Origin of the sequence: Paenibacillus agilis, from assembly GCF_007786455.1 — a bacterium.
GTDB lineage: Bacteria > Bacillota > Bacilli > Paenibacillales > Paenibacillaceae > Paenibacillus_B > Paenibacillus_B agilis.
The window spans coordinates 1447962-1472254 of sequence record NZ_VNJK01000001.1 but is presented as its reverse complement, the minus strand read 5'-3'; the positions used below and the strand labels follow the sequence as shown (position 1 = coordinate 1472254).

General features: G+C 44.4%; 22 protein-coding genes. 6 read left to right on the top strand and 16 right to left on the bottom strand.

What is annotated here, in order from left to right:
• Positions 1-56: 56 nt before the first annotated feature.
• The 11 genes from FPZ44_RS06525 to FPZ44_RS06475 all read right to left on the bottom strand — a co-directional run bounded on the left by FPZ44_RS06525 (position 57) and on the right by FPZ44_RS06475 (position 10652).
• Positions 57-1187, bottom strand: coding sequence for an alpha/beta fold hydrolase (locus FPZ44_RS06525; RefSeq protein ID WP_144991716.1), 1131 nt, complete (start codon positions 1185-1187; stop codon positions 57-59).
• A 57-nt stretch (positions 1188-1244) separates the two neighbouring features.
• Positions 1245-2480 carry an MFS transporter gene (locus tag FPZ44_RS06520; RefSeq protein WP_144988484.1) on the bottom strand — a complete coding sequence of 412 codons (1236 nt, stop codon included), beginning with the start codon at positions 2478-2480 and terminating at the stop codon, positions 1245-1247.
• Between the two features lie 46 nt (positions 2481-2526).
• On the bottom strand, positions 2527-4155 hold the full coding sequence (locus FPZ44_RS06515) for an acyl CoA:acetate/3-ketoacid CoA transferase (RefSeq protein WP_144988482.1): 1629 nt from the start codon (positions 4153-4155) through the stop codon (positions 2527-2529).
• Between the two features lie 58 nt (positions 4156-4213).
• Positions 4214-5428: an acetyl-CoA C-acetyltransferase gene (locus tag FPZ44_RS06510; protein WP_144988480.1), complete on the bottom strand. Its 1215-nt coding sequence runs from the start codon at positions 5426-5428 to the stop codon at positions 4214-4216.
• Positions 5429-5442: 14 nt separating this feature from the next.
• Positions 5443-6168: a 3-oxoacyl-ACP reductase FabG gene (gene fabG, locus FPZ44_RS06505; protein ID WP_144988478.1), complete on the bottom strand. Its 726-nt coding sequence runs from the start codon at positions 6166-6168 to the stop codon at positions 5443-5445.
• Positions 6169-6405: 237 nt separating this feature from the next.
• Positions 6406-7275, bottom strand: coding sequence for a DegV family protein (locus tag FPZ44_RS06500; RefSeq protein WP_144988476.1), 870 nt, complete (start codon positions 7273-7275; stop codon positions 6406-6408).
• Positions 7276-7400: 125 nt separating this feature from the next.
• Entirely contained in the window at positions 7401-7814 is a 414-nt protein-coding gene (locus FPZ44_RS06495) for a DUF350 domain-containing protein (RefSeq protein ID WP_144988474.1), read from the bottom strand.
• Between the two features lie 31 nt (positions 7815-7845).
• Entirely contained in the window at positions 7846-9234 is a 1389-nt protein-coding gene (locus FPZ44_RS06490; RefSeq protein WP_144988472.1) for a glutathionylspermidine synthase family protein, read from the bottom strand.
• 2 nt (positions 9235-9236) lie between these two features.
• A complete protein-coding gene (locus FPZ44_RS06485; RefSeq protein ID WP_144988470.1) occupies positions 9237-9575 on the bottom strand; it encodes a hypothetical protein in 339 nt (112 codons plus the stop codon).
• Positions 9576-9633: 58 nt separating this feature from the next.
• Positions 9634-10125, bottom strand: coding sequence for a hypothetical protein (locus tag FPZ44_RS06480; protein ID WP_144988468.1), 492 nt, complete (start codon positions 10123-10125; stop codon positions 9634-9636).
• A gap of 167 nt (positions 10126-10292) precedes the next feature.
• Positions 10293-10652, bottom strand: coding sequence for a winged helix-turn-helix transcriptional regulator (locus FPZ44_RS06475; protein ID WP_144988466.1), 360 nt, complete (start codon positions 10650-10652; stop codon positions 10293-10295).
• A 158-nt stretch (positions 10653-10810) separates the two neighbouring features.
• Here FPZ44_RS06475 and rbsK point away from each other — a divergent pair, with 158 nt between their 5' ends.
• Positions 10811-11764, top strand: a complete 954-nt coding sequence (gene rbsK, locus FPZ44_RS06470; protein WP_144988464.1) for a ribokinase — start codon at positions 10811-10813, stop codon at positions 11762-11764.
• A 115-nt stretch (positions 11765-11879) separates the two neighbouring features.
• On the top strand, positions 11880-12914 hold the full coding sequence (locus FPZ44_RS06465) for a LacI family DNA-binding transcriptional regulator (protein ID WP_144988462.1): 1035 nt from the start codon (positions 11880-11882) through the stop codon (positions 12912-12914).
• Positions 12915-13149: 235 nt separating this feature from the next.
• Here FPZ44_RS06465 and FPZ44_RS06460 read toward each other — a convergent pair whose 3' ends face one another.
• From FPZ44_RS06460 to FPZ44_RS06440, 5 genes are all read right to left on the bottom strand, one after another.
• The gene (locus FPZ44_RS06460; RefSeq protein WP_144988459.1) at positions 13150-14025 is read right to left on the bottom strand and encodes a carbohydrate ABC transporter permease; all 876 of its coding nucleotides are present in this window, start codon (positions 14023-14025) and stop codon (positions 13150-13152) included.
• Between the two features lie 50 nt (positions 14026-14075).
• The gene (locus tag FPZ44_RS06455; protein ID WP_144988457.1) at positions 14076-14951 is read right to left on the bottom strand and encodes a carbohydrate ABC transporter permease; all 876 of its coding nucleotides are present in this window, start codon (positions 14949-14951) and stop codon (positions 14076-14078) included.
• 92 nt (positions 14952-15043) lie between these two features.
• Positions 15044-16360, bottom strand: a complete 1317-nt coding sequence (locus FPZ44_RS06450) for an extracellular solute-binding protein (RefSeq protein WP_144988455.1) — start codon at positions 16358-16360, stop codon at positions 15044-15046.
• Between the two features lie 125 nt (positions 16361-16485).
• Positions 16486-18054, bottom strand: a complete 1569-nt coding sequence (locus FPZ44_RS06445; protein ID WP_144988453.1) for a response regulator transcription factor — start codon at positions 18052-18054, stop codon at positions 16486-16488.
• A 77-nt stretch (positions 18055-18131) separates the two neighbouring features.
• Positions 18132-19934, bottom strand: coding sequence for a cache domain-containing sensor histidine kinase (locus tag FPZ44_RS06440; protein ID WP_144988451.1), 1803 nt, complete (start codon positions 19932-19934; stop codon positions 18132-18134).
• Positions 19935-20109: 175 nt separating this feature from the next.
• Between FPZ44_RS06440 and FPZ44_RS06435 the strand changes: the two genes are divergently transcribed.
• The 4 genes from FPZ44_RS06435 (at position 20110) to FPZ44_RS06420 (ending at position 24184) form a co-directional block, all read left to right on the top strand.
• Positions 20110-20760: a helix-turn-helix transcriptional regulator gene (locus FPZ44_RS06435; protein WP_144988449.1), complete on the top strand. Its 651-nt coding sequence runs from the start codon at positions 20110-20112 to the stop codon at positions 20758-20760.
• Between the two features lie 2 nt (positions 20761-20762).
• Complete coding sequence (locus tag FPZ44_RS06430; protein WP_144988447.1) at positions 20763-21935, top strand: alanine racemase; 1173 nt, start codon at positions 20763-20765, stop codon at positions 21933-21935.
• Positions 21936-22006: 71 nt separating this feature from the next.
• Positions 22007-23635, top strand: a complete 1629-nt coding sequence (locus tag FPZ44_RS06425) for an N-acyl-D-amino-acid deacylase family protein (protein ID WP_144988445.1) — start codon at positions 22007-22009, stop codon at positions 23633-23635.
• Between the two features lie 81 nt (positions 23636-23716).
• Positions 23717-24184, top strand: a complete 468-nt coding sequence (locus FPZ44_RS06420; RefSeq protein ID WP_144988443.1) for a RidA family protein — start codon at positions 23717-23719, stop codon at positions 24182-24184.
• Positions 24185-24293 lie beyond the last annotated feature (109 nt).

The following is a 24293-nucleotide window of genomic DNA, read 5'->3' as shown; positions in this document are numbered from 1 at the left end:
ATATACAGCCAATTAACTGCTATCTATTTTCTATTATCCACTATCTATGTTCTAAATTAATTGCTTCCTATTTGTACTCCAGCCTTCAACCATGCCTTCACTTCATTTTCAAAAAGATGAGGTTCTAGCACACCTGCCATATGTCCTTTGTCACTTCGGATCATGTGGAGATCCGCCTCTTTGCCTTGCTTTTTCAATATATCAACTACTTTCTGACTATACTCCGGCGGCTGCAGCAAATCTTGCTCACATGGAATCATTAGTACACGCGCTTGGATGCGAGATAGGGCTTCTTCTAAAGAATCAAATCCTCGTGATACATCCTGCATCATCGTAGCTCGGGCTGTATACAGCCAATGATTCGCATCAATCAATGGAATGTTTATCGCAATCTTATCATACAGCGCACATTCATAGGAGGTCATCGTCTCTATACACGCATAGGGCGCCGCTTCCTTACTGTCACGTGGATATGCACTTTCCTGATAACTAGCCGTAAATGCGTTAATATTCATCATCTGAATAGCCAAATGCAGTCCCTCTAGCGGCTCCTGCTGCTCACTATATTCTCCATTATTCCAGTTTGAATCAAGCTTAATAGTTCGCATCGCATGCTGCAGCACATTAAATGAGGTCATAATCGGATTCTGTGCCGCTGTATTCACACCAATGACATGATCCATCATTGTTGGGTATTGCACAGCCCAATGCAGAGCAATCATTCCGCCAGCAGACGGCCCCATCACCGCTACAAGATGACGAATATCTAACTGCTTCATCAATTCGTATTGAATGCCTGCCATATCACGAAATGTAAACGCAGGGAACGTCATCCCATAGGATCTGCCTGTCTCAGGATTTATACTTTTCGGACCTGTTGTAATAACTAGAGGATTTTTGGCCTGCACGTTGCAAAGATTATCGGTACAAATAACGAAATATTTATCCGTATCTACCGCTTTCCCAGGCCCAATCAGTCCATCCCACCAGCCGGGCAAGCTATCATCAGGACTATATTTACCAGCTGCATGTGAATTTGCGCTAAAATAGTGACATACAAGAATTACGTTATTTTTCTGTTCGTTTAAGGTACCGTACGTCTCATACCCTAACGTAACAGGTATCGTAGCCCCTCCCTCTAATGTATACGCTTCCAATGAAAACGATCGCTTCACCACTCGCTGCATATCCATACTCGTCTCCTCCATTTCATCAACACTAACCATTGATTAAGACTATTTCGCCTATGCAGTTGGCTGCACTTGTGCCGCTTCAGCCACTGTCCTGCGCTTACCTGTCTCAGGGAGCAAAAAAGAACCGATAAAGAACGTCAAGCTGAATCCGATTGCTAAGTAAATGCCAGATTGAAAACCGCCCATATCTATCGTGATGCCAACTAAATAATAGAGTATCGTTTCGATGATATACGCAAATGACCAAAAGAATCCCATAATGATTGTCACTTTGGATGGAGTCATGCCAGGCAGCTCCTGCGGAATCGTAACAAGTGTCGTCATTGGCAGGAAGGTAAAAAATCCGAGTAAAAATGCCGCTATTAATGAGAAAATGGGTGAACTCGTCGTTACCATAAATAGAGCAGATATGGTCATCGCTAATCCCGACCAACGGATAACAGGCAGTCGTAAGGCAAACTTTTTGACCGCCATAATACCAAATACCGTGCCTACACACCCGGCAATGGCCATAACAGCTGTTAACGTCTTCGCATCTATCGAATTCGTTTGTGATAGTGGAAATATCGTCAAAATGACCAAGTACAATAACAAACATCCCGAGTAAGTGAACGGATAAATATAATTAAACTTATCTTTTAGTCCTTCTTTAAATGTATACCTTTGTCCCCCGACATCTGCAGCCTGCAGTTTATTCTGGTGAAGTTCAAAATCCTCCCCTACGATCAGCCATGCGATAAATAAGAGGAAGCTCGTTCCAGCAAATACAAGGATCGTATTTTGCCATGAATCCAGCGCTAAAATTACAGGTGTTACTACTAACATCGCAATAAGACTACCAACGTTATAGGCAACAGAGTTAACCCCATTGATCATCGGACGCTGCTTAGCCGTGAAATAGTTGAACACAATAGGCCCAAAGTAAACGATGAACAAAGCTCCGCCGATGCCCATAATAAATCTAGTCAGTACAAAAATCCAATAGCTCGTTGCAAATGCTCCTAGGGCCGATAAACTAATCAAAATACTGCCTAATGCGATTGCTTTTTTCGGCTTGAGTTTAATAAGCACCCATGCGGCCATTAAGTTACCTACTATTTTAGCAACGGTGATCGCGTTGTTAATTAAACTAGCATTAGCAAATGTCTTAATATCAAAGCTCTCCATAATTTGCGGTGTCAATGTCGATCCTGCGACCCACGAGACAGCAAACAAAGCGTACGTCAAAAACATAATCATTTCAATCAAGTAAGCCCTTATCGATTTCTGATTACTCGAATTGGTCATAAACATATAACCTCCTCATGTTTATCTGCACTAGCAATAGTTCTCGTTACATGACGACACTGACATCCGCCGTTGTTCCTTTCTCCTCCGCTCCACCAAGGTCTTTAATTGTCCCGAATACCAACCCCATCCGCTGGTCGCAGAAAATGCGAACATCCATCCAACGAAGCGGCTCCGCTATATGTGGGCGAAATTCCATCTGTGCAAAAATATCTCGTTCTAAATCAATGCCAGGTGCAACCTCAATAAGCGTTAACCCTTCTTCTTTTAGCTCAAATACAGCACGCTCTGTTACATACAACACACGCTGCTTATACATTTGGGCTACTTCGCCGCTGAACGTAATCTGCTCTACGCTCTGTATAAATTTTTTAGCCCGCCCTTCTTGCACAATGACTAGCTTCCCATCCTCAGCTTTAACCTTCAATCCTCCAGCTGTAAATGTCCCGCAAAACACCATCTCCCTCGCATTTTGCGTTATATTAATGAAACCGCCACAGCCAGCTATTTTAGGCCCGAATTGGGAAACATTAATATTGCCCTGTCTATCGCACTGGGCCATTCCTAGGAAAGCAGCATCGATACCTCCTCCATCGTAAAAGTCGAACATGATCGATTGATCGATAATGGCATCCGGAACGATCGCGCAGCCAAAATCAAGTCCACCCACAGGCCTTCCCCCGAAAACGCCGGGCTCTATCGTAGGAACGAACCATCCATCCTGACCTTCTTCTTTTAATACTTCTGCAATTACTTCTGGAATGCCAATACCGTAATTCAACACCCGCTTGTCACTATTCAAAACCATCGCGGCACGACGAGCAATCATTTTTCGTTCATTCAACGGGTAATCAGCTTCTATCGGCTGGACCACAATATCGCTGCGAATGAAAGCTTCGTTGTGCATCGTTCCAAATGTCTGCATATGATTGGCCATATCGCGAACCACTACAACAGCATCCACGAAAATATAAGGAATTTTAACCGACTTCGGATCGATGGTCCCGTTTTTGACTATACGCTCAACTTGTACAATAACGATACCCCCATTGTTTTTGGCATTGATCGCCATAGAGAGTACGTCTAATGTTAATGGTTCCTTTGCAAAGCTAATGTTGCCAGCTTCATCGGATTCCGTTCCTTTCAAGATCGCAGCAGTAAGACGAGGAGCTTGATACGCTAAATAAGGCTTACCCTCCACAGATATTTTAGTAACGATGTCATCCTTCGTTCGATCATTTAACTTGCCACCCTGCAGATCAGGATCGACGAACGTGCCAAGCCCAACATGTGTAACGAGTAACGGACGTCCAGCTGCTCCTTCACGAAACAATTGGGCAATAACCCCTTGCGGCAGATTATACGCCTCGATCTTATTCTCAGCTACTAATGGCTGCAGCTTGGGAGCCATCCCCCAATGACCGCCGATAACCCGTTTAATTAATCGCTCATGTGCATAATGATTTAAACCTCTCGTTTGACCATCTCCAATGCCCGCCGCGTACAATAGAGTTAACTGCTCTGGCTTGCCCGTCGTAACAAATCGGCGTTCAACCGCGTCATGTATTTCTTCCGCTACACCGGCCCCAATAAAGCCCCCGATGCCTAGCACAGCATCATCTGGAATCATGGCCGCCGCTTGCTCCGCGCTCAGCACTCGAACCTGTCGTTTCATCTGTTCCTTCCCCCTTGCGTTAGCATAAATAGACTGGATATTGCTGCTAAGGTCTTGATTATGAGAAAGATACTCGCTTCACGATTATCGCTGTACCCATGCCACCACCGACGCACAGCGTAGCAAGACCATAGGTCACGTTCCGCTTCATCATCTCATAAAGCAGCGTCGTTGCAATGCGCGCACCAGAGGCACCTAACGGATGTCCTAGTGCAATTGCACCTCCATTAACGTTCACGCGCTCCTCCAAAAATGCATCGCTCACATGGTGCTGCCTCTTCAACTCCTCCATCACACCGAGTGATTGTGCGGCGAACGCTTCATTCAGTTCTATCAGCTCTATTTGATCTAGGGTCATGCCACATGCCTTAAGCGCAGCTGCTGTTGCAGGTACAGGGCCCATACCCATGATTTCTGGATTAACTCCGCCCTGGCCAACTGCAATAAGCTCAGCAAGCGGTTCAAGGTCATATTGTCTTACTGCTTGTTCTGATGCAAGCAAAAGCACACTCACACCGTCATTTAATCCTGATGCATTACCTGCCGTTACCGTACCATCTTGCTCAAAGGCAGGTCGTAGCTTGGCGAGTTTATCCAGTGATGTTGCCCGATTCGGATATTCATCTTCGCCTACAACAATCGACTCCTTTTTATGCACAACTTCAATAGGTACTATCTCATCTCGAAAACGGCCAGCATCTTGTGCAGCAATGGCCTTCGCTTGAGATTTCATAGCAAATTGGTCCTGCATCTCCCTCGTAATACGATAGTGCCGAGCAATATTTTCTGCCGTTACGCCCATATGGTAATGATGAAACGCGTCTGTCAATCCATCATGCAGCAGAGAGTCAACCATGCTCAACGCCCCCATCTTATGCCCGTTTCGCACACGCTCTGGCAGCAGGAACGGACTTTGCGACATCACTTCTACACCACCAGCTACGATGATATTAGACATACCGACCTTGATCTGTGTATAAGCAGACATAACTGAACGCATGCCGCTGCCGCACAGCATATTTATCGTATAGGCCGGCACTTCTGCTGCTATTCCAGCCTGCATAGCAGCTTGCCGAGCTGAGTTCTGACCATGTCCTGCCGCCAGTACATGACCAAGAATCACTTCATCCGTTGCAGCAGTTAAAGAACCAGCTGCTGCAAACAGATCTTTTATGACGCACGCTGTCAGCTGCGACGGTGAAATGCTAGATAAACCACCAAGAAAAGAACCGATTGGACTGCGCTTCGCCTGTATAATAAATACTCGATTCATATGCATATCCTCCTTTACAAACGCAAGCCACCGTCAACAGACAGCACATGCCCATTCACGAAGCTCGAATCATCGCTTGCCAGAAATAAAGCTGCATTGGCGATATCCGCTGGCTTGCCAAGCCTACCAAGCGGTGTGCGTTCCCGAATCGGCTGCAGTACTTTTTCCGGTACAGAGTCTAGCATCTCCGTATGAATAAAGCCTGGAGCAATCGCATTCGTTCGCACGTATGCTCCTTTACGAGTAAACTCTTTCGCCCAGGTATAAGTCATTCCAATCACACCTGATTTGGTCGCCGCATAATTCGTCTGTCCGATATTTCCGTACAAGCCGACGATTGAAGATATATTAATAATGGAGCCTTGTCCCTGATTCATCATCATAGGAGCAATCGCCTGTGTCATCTGGAATACACCTTTCAAATTCACGTCGATAACCTGATCCCACATCTCTGACGATATATTATGAATAAGTCCATCTCTCGTAATGCCTGCATTATTAACAAGGACATCAATTGGGAGATTCAATTCAGCCAATTTGCCTATGAACCTTTCAATGTCATTACGCTCCAGCACGTTCAATACTACATGTTCCAATTGTTCATGCTGTTCCTCGCCGATGTTCATATCGATGGAATAAACTTTACGAGCACCTTCCCGTAAAAACACCCGACATATTTCTTGTCCAATCCCTCTTGCGCCGCCTGTTACTACTGCAATCTTGTTTGTCATTTTCCCCATGCTTGCAGCCTCTTTTCAGTGTTTATTTGCAAACGCTTACACAAAAGAGTCTAACGAATGGATCAAAAAAAAGGAAATACCTAGTTGGCATTCCCGGTATAACTAAAAGTTATGAGACAAACGAAAAAAACCTCTCGCCTCCTGTCATCGAATAAGACAAGCAAGGGCTCGTAACAGCCCTTACTCCCCTACGCTGACCATAAGCAAGAGGTTCTATGGATTAATAACCACGTCCGATTATTCCTTCGTTGCTGCATCCGATTGAGAGAAAGTAACGAGTAAGCCACCTTCACCTGCATACGTTCCAATTACAGCACCCATGTTCACAAGCAGAACATTTTTGAACGGATAGCTTTCTTGAATCATATTCATAAATTCACGAGCGCGCTCTTCGCAGTTAGAATGAGCAAACGCAATCCATTCACGATCAGCGTGCTGATGCCATGCTTCTTCCACTTTATCAATAAGACGCTTTACCGCTCGCTGTGTGCCACGAACTTTTTCGATCATTTCAACAGATCCGTCATCAGCAGCACGCATAATTAGCTTAATATTCAACATCGAAGCAACAGAGCCTTTCAAACGGCTCAAGCGACCACCGCGAATAACGTTCTCCAACGTATCCAACGAAAAGAACGTATTCGTTTGCTTCGCCAGCTGCTTCATTGTGTCGTTCAATTCTTGAAGACTTTCGCCTGCCTTAGCCATGATCGTAGCGCGGACAGCAAGCAATCCTAGACCGATCGAAGTTGTCTTTGCGTCAATCACTTCAACCTTGTTCGAATGTCCTTCTTCTTCGTACATTTCTTTTGCCATTAGAGCATGATTATATGTGCTGCTCAGTGTAGCAGACAAGCATAGAACAAAAATGTCTTTATCGGCATCAAGAGACTTGAACATATTATAGAAGGCAGCTGGAGATGGACTCGACGTCTTAGGCAGCTCACTCTCTTCCTTCATACGTTGGTAAAAAAGCTTGGATTCCATGTCTGAGGTATACATGTCATCTCCGAATTGGACATTCAACGGAACGATGTGTATTCCGAACTTACTAGCCAATTCCGGTGTCAAATCAGAGCTACCATCCGTGATGATATGAATAGTCATGATAATCTCCTGTCTATCGTAGTGTTTACAGCATCTTCTTTGTTTGTACCATTCTATTATTATAAAGGTGCTAGCTTCATCTTGACAACGGTAAAAAGAAGGCATAAAACACCAGACTTACCCACTTACATTAACAGGGTACCTACAACAATTGAGATACCAATAATAATGCAGCGGAGCAATTGGGCAACTGCGATATTGCCTTTTTCGATTTCCTCACATACTCGGAACGCCGGAAGGAGCTTATCTACAAGGAAATATACAAGGCATAAAACAAGAATACCAACGGCTGACCATGCCAACATCATTAACCAATCACTACTCGAATACGATACCATTGCCACAATAATACACAAGCCTAACAGCTTGCTGCCCATATAAATACCAGCCGCTTCATTCCCTTTTTCGATTTCCTTTTTATCATCAAAACGAGTCAATCGACTAAATACCCAAGCACCTACCAAAAGAATGACAGTAAGAAGCAGCAACCCTATTCCTACATTACCCAAATCTACTAAAAATGAATTTAATGAACTCACTTCTTTTCCTCCTCTATTTCATCAGCTTAATTTATATATTTGTTCGCTTCCATACGGCCGCTGGGCAATAACGTGCCAAATCTCCAGTAATTCTTCCGCCTAATCTAGGCAGTATACCTCCAAAACGACCGTTCGGCGTGTAAATCCCCGTCAGTACGAAGCCATCAATCACACCTTCGTCCGTCACCAATTGAGCAGCTTCCATAGGAACATACTGCTGATATATTTTGAGCTGGTCGTTATAATATCGCATTACTTCTTCTTGTTCTTCTACTGTGCATTCCGATAAATCAACCTTGCGGATCGTATCTTCTGTCTGCAATTGCTTACCGTCTTCCCCATAAATGCTCGTTCCCTTTCCTTCACGTCCCCAGATGCTTTTTTGAACATATGGCAATTGTTGTTCGAGGAATGGGGTTTCGTTCAAGTACGTTGGCAGCAAATAACGCTCAATGACAGTTCGTTCTTCCTCGCTATAAAGCGGTTCCCCTCTTGCTTCGCTTAACGTATCATGATGTTCGAAGCACGCCCACACAAAGGCAAGAAGTGCTTTGCTTTGCAAGATAATCGATTGAGGCGGATTAATAATCGCGAGGCGTCCTTCCTTCGCAAGTGCTAACACAGCTTCACCAACGGGAAAGCCATCAGGGGCAAGATCATCCATTAAATACTCCAATGGATATAAACGGTACCAAATATCAACAGGACGATCATATGCAATGAGTCCACGCGCGGGCTCCACTCGAAGTTCTTCAAGCGGACAATACTCTACGTCCCATCCTAGTTGCTGCATAAGTCGCATCAAATATACCGTATTGGCTTTATCTTCTTCGTGATTCGCAAATGAGCTGCATACTACGCGCCTTCCAAATCCCAGCTCCCGATACTGATCTAACATTTCTCCTAAAGCTTGCTGCAAGCGATACTCCAATTCAGCTGAAGGGTTATGTAAATGAGTTTCGTACGAGTAAACGGCTGCACGACTATCTGCCAGCAGCTGTTCGGCTAAGTATGCTGTCTCAGGTATGCCTGTAGGCGTATCCGCATTATTCTCGATACACTTCCAGCCCTCAGGCCCTTTAATCCAGTCTTGTCGGGCTATTCCGCTAAAGGAAAAAGGTATTCGAGCGCTTTCCAATAGCTTAACGGGTATCCCTAACTGCTGCATAAGTATTTCATCTGGCAATTCGTCCTGTATAAGGCGGAGTGCTTTCATAAAAATAGCATGAAGCTGCTCTGAAGCTATGCTCAGTTCTGCTATTTCATCCTCCGTATAAAGCATGGCATGCGTTGTACAATATTCCTGCTGATGCATCTGAACATAAGGAACATGCTGCAAGCGCTCTGCGTGAAATGCCTCGCTCGCTGTTAGCGGTAAGCTCATTGTCGGTCGCATACGCGTAGCTTCTTTACGTTCCATTTCTATCCCCCGCTTGAATAGCCGCTTTTACCGATACCAGAATAAGAGTTATAAAATGACGTGCCCTTCTTCGCATAGGAGGACTTCGAACTATACCCATTCATGACGTACCAGTTACTACTACCGCTTCCACCACTGCCGCTACTTCCGCTTCCATCATCATCACAATCAATTTCCCAACGTCCGTTTTTCTCTTTTTCATATACACATTCCTCATAAGCAGTCGGCTCTACATCTGCATCTCCACAAGCCGTCAATGCAAGTGGCATACAACCGAGCAAAGCATAGGCCCAAGCTCGCTTCTTTTTCGAACTTACAGCTGTTGCTCCTTCTTCTTTCATTTCAATTCCTCTTTTCCTCATTTGCTTTTTTACATACGAACATCATCCACATGTTAGGCTAGACTGGCTTTGCGAACAGCAATAAGGTATTCCGGTCCGTATCCAATACGGTTAGCAACATTTCCACTTCCCGTTCATCCACAAAAGCATAATGATCAAGCAGCAATGAAGCTGCATCCAATGGTCCTTGAGGTTGATAAGAAGTTAGGAGATGAAAACGTTGTTCCTTCCATAAATGCCATTCAACTGTAAATTGCTCCGCAACCTGACATTGCCCATCAAAAATAGTGGTTTGAATCTCTGAAATATAATCTTTCACATTTATTCCGAGAAATGGTATAACATAAATAGCTGCCTGCTGCAAATGATTCGTCTCATGAGATACATGCTCCCATAGTCGATTACGAATGAGGACTGCATCGGTCAGCTTGCAGACGAACATATAGTCACGTGTGACATTCCAGTTCGAGACAATCCCCTTCTCCTGCATCAAGACGGAATCCCATTCTATATAATGCAACTGAATCGTACTTGGTTGAATATTACTCACCTCCCTCTCCACCTTAACATACGTGTCATTTTAATGTCGGTTCCTAAATTTATACATTCCCATCCCTTATGCGATACGCCTCCAGACAGAAATAAGACCGGAGGGTTTCCCACGGTCTTGTTGGCTATACCTTTAAGATATAGGTGTACTCGATTCGATGTTGATGACTATGATTGATCCTTTGGAGTGCATCCGGACTGAGTAAGCTCCTGGTCATCTAGCCACTGTGCTGCCCACTGCTGAACAGCTTCCATAACCGGCGTCAATGCCTGCCCCTTCTCCGTTAGTTCATATTCAATACGAACCGGTGTTTCTGGGTAGACATTTCGAACAATAATGCCTGCTGTCTCTAGATCCTTCATACGTTCGCTCAACATTTTGTCGCTCATCGTCGGAATAAGCGTAGAAATATCTTTGAAGCGTTTTGGCCCTGAGACAAGTGCATGAATAAGCAATCCATTCCAACGTTTTCCTAAAATGCAAAAAGCAGCCTCAAACCTTGGACATAGTAACGGTTGGTGTTCCATCTAAACCATCCCTCCTTATCGCTAACAAAATGTAAGTATATTTCATGTTATCATAGTTCAAAGGAAAAATAAATATCTCGCAACCTAACTTTGACTGTTTCTGGTATTCAAGATACAGTAATACAGCATGGCAATCAGGAAGGAGCAACAATTTTCAGATGACACAACTACAAATAACGTCACAGCCCCGCATCACGGTGATTGGCAGCTTGAATATGGACTTGGTGACGGTAACCTCTAATATGCCTAATGCAGGCGAGACCGTTCACGGTGAACGATTCGCAACAACTTGTGGCGGCAAAGGTGCCAATCAAGCTGTCGCTTGTGCCCGACTCGGCGCTCAAGTAACTATGATTGGCTGCGTCGGTGACGATGCTTTTGGTACTATGATGCTAAATAACCTTCGCAATGAAGGCGTAAATACGGATGGGATTCGAATCATTCCCAATCAAACATCCGGCATAGCAGCTATTACGATTGCCGATGGTGACAATCGAATCATTATCGTGGCAGGAGCAAATGAAGAAGTCACCCCTGCGTACATTCAAGAGTATGAGTCCATCATCGCGCAATCCGATCTCGTGCTAACCCAACTGGAAATCCCTCAAGATGCTGTTGAGAGAGCGGTTGCAATTGCTAATCAACATCAGGTGCCAATTATGCTAAATCCTGCACCAGCGATTCATCTTGACGAGTCATTTCTTGCTCAATTGAGCTGGATCACACCAAATGAACATGAATTGGACATCGTAACTGGATCACAACCTATTTCAACACCAGATGATGCATCTTGGCAAGAAAAACTTAGCAAGGCACCAACACGCATCATTATGACAAAAGGAGCAGATGGGGCCTATTGGGCAGACGAATCTGGTCATATCCATCATAGCGCAGGACACAAAGTTACCGTTGTTGATACAACGGGAGCAGGTGACACCTTTAACGCTGCATTAGCTGTCGCATTAGCGGAACAACGCAGCCTGCCAGAAGCGATGCAGTGGGCAACTGCAGCTGGTGCGATGTCTGTTACGAAGTTCGGAGCACAAGCTGGAATGCCATCTCGCGAGCAGTTAAACAACTGGATTCTACAATCTTCTACAAAAAAATGTTAGTCTAATCACAAACATCCTGCTTTAATCCTCTTGCCCTTATGGAAATGTTGGAATAAAATAAAATCGGTATAACTTTACAATTCAGGCATCATTCCACAAGGGCAGGAGAATCGTCATGGCAACTATCTACGATATTGCAAAGCAAGCGAACGTTTCAGCAATGACAGTATCACGTGTCATCAATAACACAGGACGCGTGAGCGAAAAGACTCGTACAAAGGTCAAGCAAGTCATGGAAGAAATGCACTACATCCCTAACTCCGTCGCAAGATGCCTCGTCACGCAAGAGAGCAAAGTGTTATCCCTACTTATTACGGACATTTCGAATCCATTCTTTACGATGATGGCACGCGGTGCGGAAGATATGGCACATAAATACGGCTATCGCCTTATGTTTGGCAATAGCGATGAGAACCTAGACAAAGAGCGTCAGTATGTTGAAATGATCTTATCTATGCGTGTCGATGGCGTATTATTCGCACCAAGCAATGATATGTCGATTGAGCATTTGCGCTGGCTTGAGCGTCAAAACGTTCCATTCGTCTTGCTTGATCGCGAAGTTCCTGGTATTACATGTGACACCGTGCTTGGTGACAGCCGTATAGGTGCCAAGCAGCTAGTACGAGAACTTATTAAGCGAGGGCATCGCAGAATCGCTCTTGTAAACGGTTTAGAAAATGTCTCGACAGCGAGAGAACGTCGGCTCGGTTATGAGGATGCTCTTGTAGAAGCTGGGTTACCGATTGAAGAAAACTTTATGATGAGTTCAAGTTATGTGCACGACAAGCAGCAATTCACCTTATCACATTGGCTTCATGCTGAACCGGACAAGCGTCCAACTGCAATTTTCGCTGCGAACAATATGTTGGCAATGAGTGTACTTAACAAATTGGAAGAAGAGGGCGTAAAAGTACCAGAACAAATTTCGGTTGCCAGTTATGATGATCTAGGTATGCTGGAACAGGTTAATCCATTCCTTAGCGTCGTATCCCAACCCGCTTACGAATTCGGACAGCAAGGTATCCAGATGCTGTTAGAACGTATTCGCAATCGCAACCAAGGGCCTCAGTCCGTTAAACTACCATGTGAAATTCATATTAATCGTTCCGTACAAGATCTTGCTGCTTCATCACTTATTGCAACTTACTAAATGTATAAAGGAGCTACTTGATAGCCCGCTAGAGTGACTTTCCCCTAGTCTATCATTCGTTTATTCGACCTCCTATACATGCCTCATATGATGATCTAACTTCAGGCGTTCCATTAAAGGCCCCATCGATTATTGTTGATGAAATACAAAAGCTGGACGTCGCCATCGTTCAGGCACGTCCAGCTCTATATGCAGAACCAGTTGAAATCGATATAAACTTAGTTAAATGATACCGTCATCCTTTAACTGACCCTGCTGCCATCCCTTTCATCACTTGTTCTTGGAACATTAAGTACACAATAATTGTCGGCAAGGATGCCATCGATAGTGCGGCCATCGTTAAACTATAGTCTGTCGTAAATCCATCAGCAAATACGGACAAGCTCAATGGCAATGTCTTAAGATTAGGGTCATTAATAAAGACTAATGCGAACGCAAAGTCATTCCAAAAGCGAAGAAATCCTAAAATAGATACCGTAGACAATGCTGGAAGCGTAATGGGGAGAATGAGACGAAGAAATATTCCCGTATAGCCCGCTCCATCAACAAGCGCCGCTTCTTCCATTTCCTTTGGTATATTAGCTAAGTAAGCCGTAATAATGAATACAGCAATCGGCAGTTCGAATGCGGTATATGGCAAAATAAGTGCAGCATGTGTATCAAAAATGCCCATCATATTCATCATGCTAAACAATGGAACCAACGTGCTATGAATCGGTATTAACAATCCAAGCAACAACAAGCTATACAATATTCCTCTGCCCTTAAACTCAAACCTAGAGATGATATAGGCAGTTAATGCTCCGAAGAATAGTGTTAGAACCAACGATACAAAGGTCACGAATAGGGAGTTCATAGTCGCCTTGCCCATTCCGGATACTTCCCATGCACGAGCAAAGTTGCTCCAATTCCATGTAGTCGGCAGCGAAAATGGATTGGCAAAAAAGTCTGCGTTCGTCTTGAACGCACTCATAAACATCCAGAATAATGGATACAGTGTCACTAATGCATAGAAGCCAAGCAATATATTCCGAATCGCTCTTCTCCACCATTTATACTGCCGTTGCGTCTTATGCAACCCCGTGCCCAGTGTTGGCATCGACGTATTCATAGGCTGCACTCCTCTCTATAACAGAACCGAATCATTGCATCTCACCTAGGCTATTGATTGTTGCGCCGCATAAGGAACTGCGACCCTGCAATTAAGATTAGACTAATAATCACGATAAGCGTCGAGACTGCACTTCCGTACCCATAACGATATACATTGAATGTATTGTTATACATGTAAGAAGCCAATAACTCAGTGGCGTGTGCCGGGCCTCCTTTTGTCATAACATAAATAAGGTCAAATGCCTTAAGACTTCCGGAAATACACAACACAACCGCTACTTTTATCGTATCCCATATCATGGGCAGTGTTATCGAGAACAACCTACGGGTTCTTGTCGCTCCGTCAATGGCAGCTGCGTCATTTAGTTCCTGCGGGATGCTGCTCAAGGCGGCAAGAAACATAATTAAATACGGTCCAATGAAATTCCAAATGATCGGTATAGCAATCATCCACATCGCAATGCTTGGGTCAGAAAGCCATGCACGTTTCCATTCTTCCAACCCTACAAAAGAAAGAATGCCATTTAGCAACCCTATTTGCGGCTGATAAATATAGGACCAAATAATACCGATGACTACAGAAGAAAGCACCATAGGCATGAACACGGAAGCCCGCACGAAGCGCTGAAACCATGTGCCTTGACTAAGCAATAACGCTAATAATAAGGCAAGTGGAACCTGTCCAAATACGGAAGCCGCAACGACAATTAAGTTATTGCCGAGCGATTGCCAAAAAATATCATGTGATAGAGCTTCTACGTAGTTGTCAAGACCGATAAAACGCGCTTCACCTATCCCTTTCCAATCCATGAAACCATAATATGCTGACCAGAATACTGGCACGATAACAAACACGGCATATAGCAGCACAGATGGAAGAAGGCCGAATCCGACAAATAGTTTTCTAGCTGTTCCAATTCGCATCGTGCACCTCCTCTTCTATGATTGGCAATGCCTTGTAATGATGATGCCTTTTAGCAAGGCATTGCCATATCATCCTTTAGACTTCATGTACGTTATTTGCCGAGTGATTTAGCCTGTGCCTCTTGAATCTTTGCAGCTATCTCTTTCGGATCTCCCCCCATAAGGAGCTCTTGAATGCCATTGTTCACTACATCTGCACCTGCGCTCGTAAGCATGCCATCGTATACAGGCGTAAATTGAATATCATTAACCAGTTCATAAACTTTGGAGAAAATCGGCGATACTTTGCTCTTATCCAGTTCAACTTTATAGCTGACCAATTGATTCGCTTCCAAAGTGCGCTTCTGAGCCTCAGGCCCAGACATTGCAAAAATTAATTTATGTGCGGCCTCTTTAACCTTGCCCTCTGTTTTTGCACTCAAGCCAAGTCCAACCCCAACTACACCTGAAGTCGTATTTGGATCACCTTTACCATCAGCTATACTAGGCAGTACCGTTACGCCCATTTGTTTAATTGCATCTGGTGTAGCATTTGCCGTTAAATTCGTCAAAGCCCACCCGCCATCAATCATCATAGCCGCTTGACCATGAGCGAACATCATTTCCATCTGTGTATTATCCATACTATTAAAGCCTTCTTGGAATGCGCCTTCTTGTTGCAGCTGCTGGAGCAGTTCAAGTGCACGTACGAACTCTGGATCTGTGAATTTTGCGCCGTCTTGTGCAGCGGCTTTGATAAACCATTCGGTACCTGTAACACGATCAGCCAACGAACTGAGAATACTAGATTGAGCCAACCACGCCGCTTTATTGCCAAGTGCTATTGGTGTTACATTAGCAGCCTTTAACGTGCGAACCGCCTGCAGCAGTTCATCCCACGTTTGCGGTACTTTCACACCGTGCTTATCAAGAATGGACTGGTTGTAATAAAGAATAGATGTCGGAGTTAAGCTCATTGGAGCACTGTACACTTTGTCACTGATCGTGAAATTATCAAATGAGCCTGGCAAAAATCCATCTTTCCAAGCTGCGTTCGCTTGCAGCAGCTCATCTACAGGTTGAATGAGATTTCCTCCTTGGAACTCCTTCGTCATTGCCCCTGGCCACATAATAAATACATCTGGCATTTCATTTGCTGCTGCCACGGTTTTGAGTCTTGCTCTATAACCGTCTGGTGGGATAGCCTGCACGTTCAGCTTAATACCCGGATTAGCCGTTTCGAACTCGCTAATTATCTCTCTCATCGTTCGAGCACGAAGATCGTCCCCCGTGAAATTGTGCCACAGTGACAACTTGACACTATCCCCTTCAGCACCTTTAGTACCAGTCGCTCCCTTATCTCCAGAGCATCCTGCAAACATCGTAACTACGATAAGCAAAGTGAGTACGATCATCCAATTTCTACGCATTAACAATCCCCCCGGTTTAGATAGTACTTCCTCTCCTGTCGTGCAGGAGCAGGTAATGAGTCAATTATAAGGAAGCGCTTACTTTTAGCGTGAGGGATATTTTTCTGATGAGTACGGGAACTTTTTCAGGCTTTTAGGCGATAATCAGAAGGCGTGCATTTCATATAACGCTTAAACAACTGGGCGAAATATTTAACATCCTCATATCCAACGATTCTAGCGATCTCGCTCACCATCAGCTCTGTATTTTGCAGCAGCTCACAAGCACGTTCTATTCGTATCATTGTCACAAATTCTATATAGTTCATCCCTGTTTCGGCCTTAAAGCGTTCGCTCAAATGATGAGGATGGACATGTACAAAGTCAGCAACACGCTTCAACGTCAGCGTGCCATCAGCATGTTCTCGAATATACTGCTTTGCTTTTAAAATTACAGACTGTGAGGTACGGCTTACTAGATGGATATATCTTTGCATGGCATGCTGTAAAGCAGCATAAATCTCTCTTTCCCATTGTTCTCTATTCATCGATTCTGCATTGCCTACCATGGTCATCTGCCAAGTTGATTCATGCACGTTATCAGTAGCATCTTCTGCCATTCGTTCCATCCAACGCTGAAGACCTATAAATAATGAGCTCGCATAACTTTGCAGCGATTGTGGTGTCGCTTGCGGGTGGCTAGTAAGCCGATCCACAAAATTTGATATCCAGCACCTCAACTCGCTAGCATTACCAGACTTCAATTGTTGAATAAGACCAGCCTCATCTTCCGCATGTCTTAGCAGAGGAAGTCCTGTTCGCATTTCCGCCTCTTCGATCCTCATTGTTCTCTGTTTAGCTGCAATAATGTGATAGGAGGTTGCTTTAGCTGCACCCACTGCAGAATGACATACTCCTTCGACTAAAGATGTCGCACGCCCTATCCCTGCAAACAGTTTGCACTTTAGCTGCTGCTCAATCATAAAGATCAGCCTTTCCCACTCATGTACCCATGATTGGGAAGCTTCATAGCGAACAACAATTAATCGAGTATGATTTCGTAATACATCACATCGGATCGTATCACGCAGCATATTGCTGACTGCAAATAAAAGCAGTGATTCTTCCTTAGAACCCCAGCCTTCCACTTTCAATTCTGCAACTTCATAGTATCCTTTATCTTGAGCTGTACTAGCATTACTAGACAAACTTGTTTTATGAATTAGCAATTCAGCAGCATGTTTAGACTCCTCGACAGATAACTGACCAGATAGCCATCGGCTCAATAGTTGATCGCGGTATGACCCTTCTCTTTTCGCATGTTCGGCCTGCTCCATACGACGAGACTCTATTCTTTCTCGCGCCTTGAGCGCTGCACGTACGATATCATCCGGTCGCGTCGTCTTTAATAAATAATCCGATACTCCCTGACGGATCGCTTGCTGCGCATAATTAAAGTCATCATAACCGGTATATACTATCGTTTCCGTTAGCGGACTGCATTCACGAATGTAACCAGCAAGCGTTAAACCATCGACACCACTCATTCGAATGTCAGTCAATACGAGCTCTGGCTTCTCCTCTGCTATCATTTTCATCGCTTCTTCAGCTGATTGGCATGGAGTAAGCAGCTCAAATCCAAGCTCTTGCCAAGGAATTACTTGAGATAATCCATTTCGAATAATGACCTCATCATCTACGATTAATGCCTTCATTCCATATCCCCCCGCCACTCATGATGGAATTGCTGTCATTGTATTTGCGTTCCCCTCAAACTGTTTAAGCTGAAAAACTACCATTCCCCTTTAAAACGCAGTATAATGCATGTTCCGTGTTCCATTTGGCTGGTGATGCTTACTTGCGAAGATACTCCATAATGGAGCATAAGACGCTGCTGCACATTCATCAGCCCATATCCGCTCCCATGTGTTGCCAGTTCCATTTCTAGCAATGGATCAATAGGAATGAAACTTCCACGTCTACCATCAGCGATGCTCATCATATACGCTTGCAAAGATTGGAGGCGTTCCACCGACATACCAACACCGTTGTCACACACTTGGCACTCCATCCATCCTTCTTCGCATTCACGTATATCTATCATAATTTGTCCCCGCTGCTTCATTGAGTCCTTAAGTAAGCCGTGAAGCAGTGCATTTTCTACAAGCGGCTGCAGCAGCAGTTTTAATATCGGCTTCTCCAATAAAGTTGGGGGCGCATTCACCTCCATATCGAAGCGATCCGGATAGCGAATAGCTTGAATATTCATATAATTTCGAACATGCTCGATTTCCTGCCTAACACTGCACACTTCAACACCACGATTTAAGCTGAATCGTAAGAAATCACTAAGAGACCCTACCATTTCTGCAATCTGGTCTTGTTTATTCATCCACGCCATCCACTGTATCGAAGAAAGCGTATTGTACAGAAAATGTGGTTGAATCTGAGCTTGGAGCGCTTTCAAATCAGCCTCTTTCTTCATAGCCTCGTTGATCTTCACCTGTTCAGTAAGCTGGCCAATATTTTCACTTAATCGATTATACGTTTTAATAAGTTGTCCAATCTCATCGGGTGTCTCAATAGGCAATCGGCGATATACACTGTCTGGATTTATCGTTGCTAAATATCGCGTAAGCCTTACCAAGGGCTTAGTCACCTGCTTCACAAAGAACATGACTGCAAATGCTGTAATCAGGAGAGCTAGTCCAACCGCGACAGCTGTCAGCAATAAAACATATCGATTTTGCGAACTCATCGCATCGTAAGGTATGACCGTATATGCCTGCCAAGATGAAATAAGCGGGACGCCCGCTGCGATTACAATATGGCGACCTGAGCCGCTATCCATCTCCCACATTTGTTCAGAATAGCTATTCATTTTAGGCTGCTGTCTTATCATCGTGAGCAGATCATGATCGAGATCAGATGTACTGGATGCGATGATTTGACCCTTATCATTTTGCAGAAACATGACTCCATGCTCCTGTACTGCCGCACGCAGCTGCTCACTCACCTCCGCAGTATCAATACCGATTGACAGCATGCCCAATGTTTTAAATGTATTCAAGTCGCGAATTGGTCTTACAAGAAAGACAGAACGCTTTTTCCCTGCACTCGTGGTGGATTCTAGTGGTGGCGACCACCATTTAGGATTCTCTTGCCAATACGTTTCAGACATATCAGCAACTTGAAATAAAGAGGATTCAAGAATCGTATTGTTGCTGACCTCTGGCATACCTTGCAGCGATATAATACGAATTTCAGAAATATACCTTTTGGAAAATGCAAGATTCGTCAAAAAACCTGTCATATTTAAATATTCGGTTGCATTCGCTCTCGTTTTACTAAGATAAGTTTGGACTTGTTCTTGTCCAATAAGAAAGACCGACATGTTCTCCACATCCTGCACGATGGTCTCCATATACGAGTTGATTTGCCGCAACGTATTTAGATTGGACATCGTCACTTTTTCTTCGGTTATTTTTGATGCTGTGTGATAGGAAATGAAGCCTAGTAACACTATGGGAACCATAGTTGCAAAAATAAGAACAAACGACATTTTGCGATGAAGCGAACGAACAATCCACTGCACGCTGCTATCCCCTCGCCTTCCTTTTGATGAATGATTGTATCATGATGTTTTTTTGTTAGGTAGGAAAACTTTTTGTTTGATCAGCTAAAAAAGTATGTTAAGCTATAGTCGATCATTACCAAATTTTTCTGATATACCTATCATTATTGTACGCTGAGAGGGAGGTCAAGCGATAGTGGAATCGATACAAGACGAGCTCCCGTTTCTTCAAGCGCTAGTGAAAGGCATCTCCGCGCAATTCGGCGAGAATTGTGAGGTTGTGCTGCATGACCTGACACTTCCGTATGATAGAACGATTGTTGCGATCGAAAATGGCCATGTCACAGGCAGAAAAATTGGAGATCCAGGTACTAATCTTGGCTTGGAGCTGCTTCGCGGCTCTACAGAGAATGGTCATAAGCTGAATTATGTCACGCAAACGAAAGACGGGCGTTTACTTCGCTCGACCTCTCTCTATATGAATAACCAAGATGGAACTATTATCGGATCACTTTGCATCAACTTTGATATTACTAGCCTGATGATTGCAGAGAAGACGCTGCAGTCTATTACAATGACCAATTTGCAGACGGATATCAAAGAATCTTTCGTTACTAATGTTAACGACTTGCTGGACGTGCTTATTCAAGAAACACAAGATGTAATTGGTAAGCCTGTAGCTGCCATGGGCAAGGAAGATAAAATGAAAATGATTGCTCTATTGGACCAGAAGGGTGCTTTTCTTATTAAGAAATCCAGTGAGAAAATTTGTCTCTACCTAGGGATATCCAAGTATTCGCTCTATAGCTATCTAGATGAAGTTAAACAATGGAATGCGGAGGAATAGCGATGGAACACAGCGACTTGACTCAATCAAGTGGAATTCAAACCTGTGATAGTACCGATGCAATCAATACATTTCCTGTTTTAACGGAAGCCGAAACACCGTTTGTTCTGATTGATGATCGTATCGTAGATCTTAATTTGAAGCGAATGGCTGAACAGGCGAACAAGCTGGGTGTTAAGCTTAGGCCTCATATTAAGACACATAAAATGCCTTATTTTGCACAGAAACAGCTGGATATGGGCGCTGTAGGAATTACGGTAGCCAAAGTTTCTGAAGCAGAAGTTATGGTCGAGCAAGGCATTACAGATATTTTTATCGCTTATCCTATCGTCACGCCATCTAAAATACGTCGAGCAGCTGCCCTGCAAGAACGCGCACGCATTATTATTGGTGTAGATAGTGAAGCTGGTGCAAATATACTCAATCAAATCGCCGAAGAACTTCAAGTTCGCTTTGAAGTTAGACTGGAAATAGACACAGGACTTCGCCGGGCAGGGGTTAGCGGTGATGCAATCGTTCGAACTGCAGATCGTATTGCCTCTTATCCTCATTTGGATTTAACAGGAATTTTTACATTTAGAGGTGCGATACTTGCTGGTCAAGCAACAACTGATCTGTACGCTGCAGGCGTGGAGGAAAGCGAATTAATGCTGGCTACAGCTGAGACCTTGCGCCAAGCGGGTCATGATATTAAGGAAATTAGTGTAGGCTCCTCTCCTACAGGGCTAACTGCGGGTACAGTAGCTGGCGTGTCCGAGATTAGACCAGGCACTTATATTTTCAATGATCGTATGCAAGTAATGTTTGATCTTGTGGATTGGCGTGATTGTGCCGCAGTTATCGTTGTAACGGTTGTCAGTTGCCCGTATGACGATCAGATTGTGATCGATGGCGGCAGCAAAGCTTTTGCTACTGATGTCCAGCCTAACGGCGCTCCTCTCTTTATGAAAGGATTCGGGCATATTGTGGAATATCCCGATGCCGTGTTAGAGCGGCTCTCAGAAGAGCATGGCGTCATTCGCATTCAGCCTGGTCATTCTTTACAGGTTGGAGATCGACTACATATTATTCCGAACCACATTTGCAGTTCTTTAAATTTGTATAACAACGTCTGGATACATGGCACAGAAAGTCCTTATCAAATGAAAATCGCAGCTAGAGGCCATAACTGGTAGTTGTTGAGTAGTCATACATGAGTTCTACATCTTATTACACATACAACTTGGGATGAAGGAGCGAGGGCGCCATGCTCGATTTGATTGTGAAACAGGCTCGAATTGCTGATGGATCAGGGAATCCATGGTACTGGGGAGAAGTAGGAGTTAAAGACGGTATTATTACACATGTGGGAGGTCCCGGATCTGTTGATGTCAGTGCTGCTCAAATCATTGATGCCAAAGGCGAATTGTTAACACCAGGCTTTATTGATGGGCACTGTCATTCTGACTTAATGATTATGGACTATCCTGAAAGCGGTATTAAAATGCAGCAAGGTGTTACGGCAGAAGTTGTCGGTAACTGCGGTCTTGCTCCCGCACCGTTCGTTCCAGAGCGGGCTGCTATGCTGCAGGAGTATATAACACCTGTAATCGGTACGACGAAACACCAATGGAGTTGGAACACCGTAGGCGAATATATGGATGCCATTCATAAATTGAAGCCAGCTGAGCATATGGCGACTTATGTCGCTCACGGCGCATTGCGCATCGGTGTGATGGGCTTTGACAATCGCCCACCTTCTGCGGAAGAACTAGAAGCGATGAAGGCCATTGTAAAAGAAGGAATGGAAGCTGGCGCAATCGGGCTATCTATCGGGCTGCTTTATGCGCCTGGCAGCTATGCCAACCGTCATGAAATCGCTGAATTATGCCGTGTCGTTGCTCAATATGGCGGATTGCTATCCACCCATATACGCGGTGAAGGGCGTCACCTCTTGCCGTCTATCGACGAAGTGATTTGGATCGCGGAGCAATCCGGTGTATCACTTCATATTAGTCATCTCAAAGCTGCTGGTAAACGCAGCTGGGGACAAGTACAAGAAGCGATGGAACGTATCGATCAAGCGCGGGCACGCGGCATGGATGTGACTTGTGATGTATATCCATATCATGCTGGATCGACAACTTTGACTACGGTACTGCCACCGTGGCTGCTCCAAGGAGGACTTGCTGGTGTACTAGAGGCTCTTCAGCAGCCTAGCATTCGCCAACGTCTTCATGAAGAGTTGGCTGAAGAACAAGATGACTGGGACAATCTAGTTGCTTCAACAGGTTGGCACAGTGTCGTCGTTTCTGCCGTACACAGCGATAACAACAAATCACTGGAAGGTTTGTCAATTGCCGAGATAGCTGAGAAACGTAACGTTCATCCTGTTGACGCTATGATGGATCTTCTACTAGAAGAGCAAGCGAAAGTAACGATAGTCTATTATCATATGGCAACTGATGACGTAGATGCGGTCGTTCGCTACCCTTACTCTCTAGTCGCTTCCGATAGTCTTCACTGTGAGACAGGCAAACCGCATCCACGTTTGTATGGTACGTTCCCTCGTATTTTCTCCAAGTACGTACGAGAACGTAAAATCATTACACTTGAGGATGCTGTACGCAAGTTAACATCGTATCCTGCTGCACGTTTCCGTCTTGGTAAACGCGGCCTGTTAGTACCTGGTTATGCCGCAGACATGGTTATTTTTAATCCCGAAACGATTGAAGATACGGCAACCTTTGAAGATCCAAGACAATACCCACACGGTATATCACATGTCTTCGTCAACGGGCAATGGACAATGGAACACGGCCAGTTCCGTAATGTATATGCTGGCGAGATGCTGCGAGCTGCTCGCCAAGTCCGTCATTGCTGTGGTGGACACTAATCAAGCAGGAACGTGATTTGAGAGGTAATCGATAAATTGATCCCCTGCTTCAATCAACGGATACTAAAGGAGATGAATGTAATGTCACGTATTGAACAACGTCTACAAGAGCTAGGAATTACTTTGCCAGAGGTAGGAGAGCCAAAATTCTCTTACATACCAAGCCGCCAAACAGGTAACCTTGTTTACACTTCAGGTATGGACTGTCGTGTTGATGGCGTACTTATCTATGAAGGTAAAGTAGGCAGTGACTTGACGATCGAGCAAGGTCAAGAATGCGCGCGTCAATGTATTATTAACGCACTAGCTGTTATCAAAAAACAAGTAGGCAATCTTGATCGTGTAAAACAAGTCGTGAAGATGCTTGCATTCGTTAACAGTGCTCCTGGATTTGCTGATCAGCCGTATGTAATCAACGGTGCATCCAACCTGCTCATCGACATCTTCGGGGATGCAGGACGCCATGCACGTTCAGCTATCGGAACTAGCGATCTTCCGTTCCATACTCCTGTAGAGATCGAGATTATCGTTGAAGTTGAAGACAACTAATCAGACAGCCTTAATTATTTAGAAATAATAATTATGTAATTATTATTATGTTTATTGAATATATAATTTAGAAGTAATTCATAAAACCTTCCTTGTCCCAATGTGGATG

What these genes read in the sequence shown, in the direction of transcription:
- FPZ44_RS06450 (WP_144988455.1), bottom strand. Translation starts at nt 16,360, where the DNA reads ATGCGTAGAAATTGGATGATCGTACTCACTTTGCTTATCGTAGTTACG.
- rbsK (WP_144988464.1), top strand. Translation starts at nt 10,811, where the DNA reads ATGACACAACTACAAATAACGTCACAGCCCCGCATCACGGTGATTGGC.
- FPZ44_RS06525 (WP_144991716.1), bottom strand. Translation starts at nt 1,187, where the DNA reads ATGCAGCGAGTGGTGAAGCGATCGTTTTCATTGGAAGCGTATACATTA.
- FPZ44_RS06430 (WP_144988447.1), top strand. Translation starts at nt 20,763, where the DNA reads ATGGAACACAGCGACTTGACTCAATCAAGTGGAATTCAAACCTGTGAT.
- FPZ44_RS06460 (WP_144988459.1), bottom strand. Translation starts at nt 14,025, where the DNA reads ATGAATACGTCGATGCCAACACTGGGCACGGGGTTGCATAAGACGCAA.
- FPZ44_RS06445 (WP_144988453.1), bottom strand. Translation starts at nt 18,054, where the DNA reads ATGAAGGCATTAATCGTAGATGATGAGGTCATTATTCGAAATGGATTA.
- fabG (WP_144988478.1), bottom strand. Translation starts at nt 6,168, where the DNA reads ATGGGGAAAATGACAAACAAGATTGCAGTAGTAACAGGCGGCGCAAGA.
- FPZ44_RS06475 (WP_144988466.1), bottom strand. Translation starts at nt 10,652, where the DNA reads ATGGAACACCAACCGTTACTATGTCCAAGGTTTGAGGCTGCTTTTTGC.
- FPZ44_RS06420 (WP_144988443.1), top strand. Translation starts at nt 23,717, where the DNA reads ATGTCACGTATTGAACAACGTCTACAAGAGCTAGGAATTACTTTGCCA.
- FPZ44_RS06485 (WP_144988470.1), bottom strand. Translation starts at nt 9,575, where the DNA reads ATGAAAGAAGAAGGAGCAACAGCTGTAAGTTCGAAAAAGAAGCGAGCT.
- FPZ44_RS06515 (WP_144988482.1), bottom strand. Translation starts at nt 4,155, where the DNA reads ATGAAACGACAGGTTCGAGTGCTGAGCGCGGAGCAAGCGGCGGCCATG.
- FPZ44_RS06490 (WP_144988472.1), bottom strand. Translation starts at nt 9,234, where the DNA reads ATGGAACGTAAAGAAGCTACGCGTATGCGACCGACAATGAGCTTACCG.
- FPZ44_RS06520 (WP_144988484.1), bottom strand. Translation starts at nt 2,480, where the DNA reads ATGACCAATTCGAGTAATCAGAAATCGATAAGGGCTTACTTGATTGAA.
- FPZ44_RS06425 (WP_144988445.1), top strand. Translation starts at nt 22,007, where the DNA reads ATGCTCGATTTGATTGTGAAACAGGCTCGAATTGCTGATGGATCAGGG.
- FPZ44_RS06455 (WP_144988457.1), bottom strand. Translation starts at nt 14,951, where the DNA reads ATGCGAATTGGAACAGCTAGAAAACTATTTGTCGGATTCGGCCTTCTT.
- FPZ44_RS06510 (WP_144988480.1), bottom strand. Translation starts at nt 5,428, where the DNA reads ATGAATCGAGTATTTATTATACAGGCGAAGCGCAGTCCAATCGGTTCT.
- FPZ44_RS06500 (WP_144988476.1), bottom strand. Translation starts at nt 7,275, where the DNA reads ATGACTATTCATATCATCACGGATGGTAGCTCTGATTTGACACCGGAA.
- FPZ44_RS06465 (WP_144988462.1), top strand. Translation starts at nt 11,880, where the DNA reads ATGGCAACTATCTACGATATTGCAAAGCAAGCGAACGTTTCAGCAATG.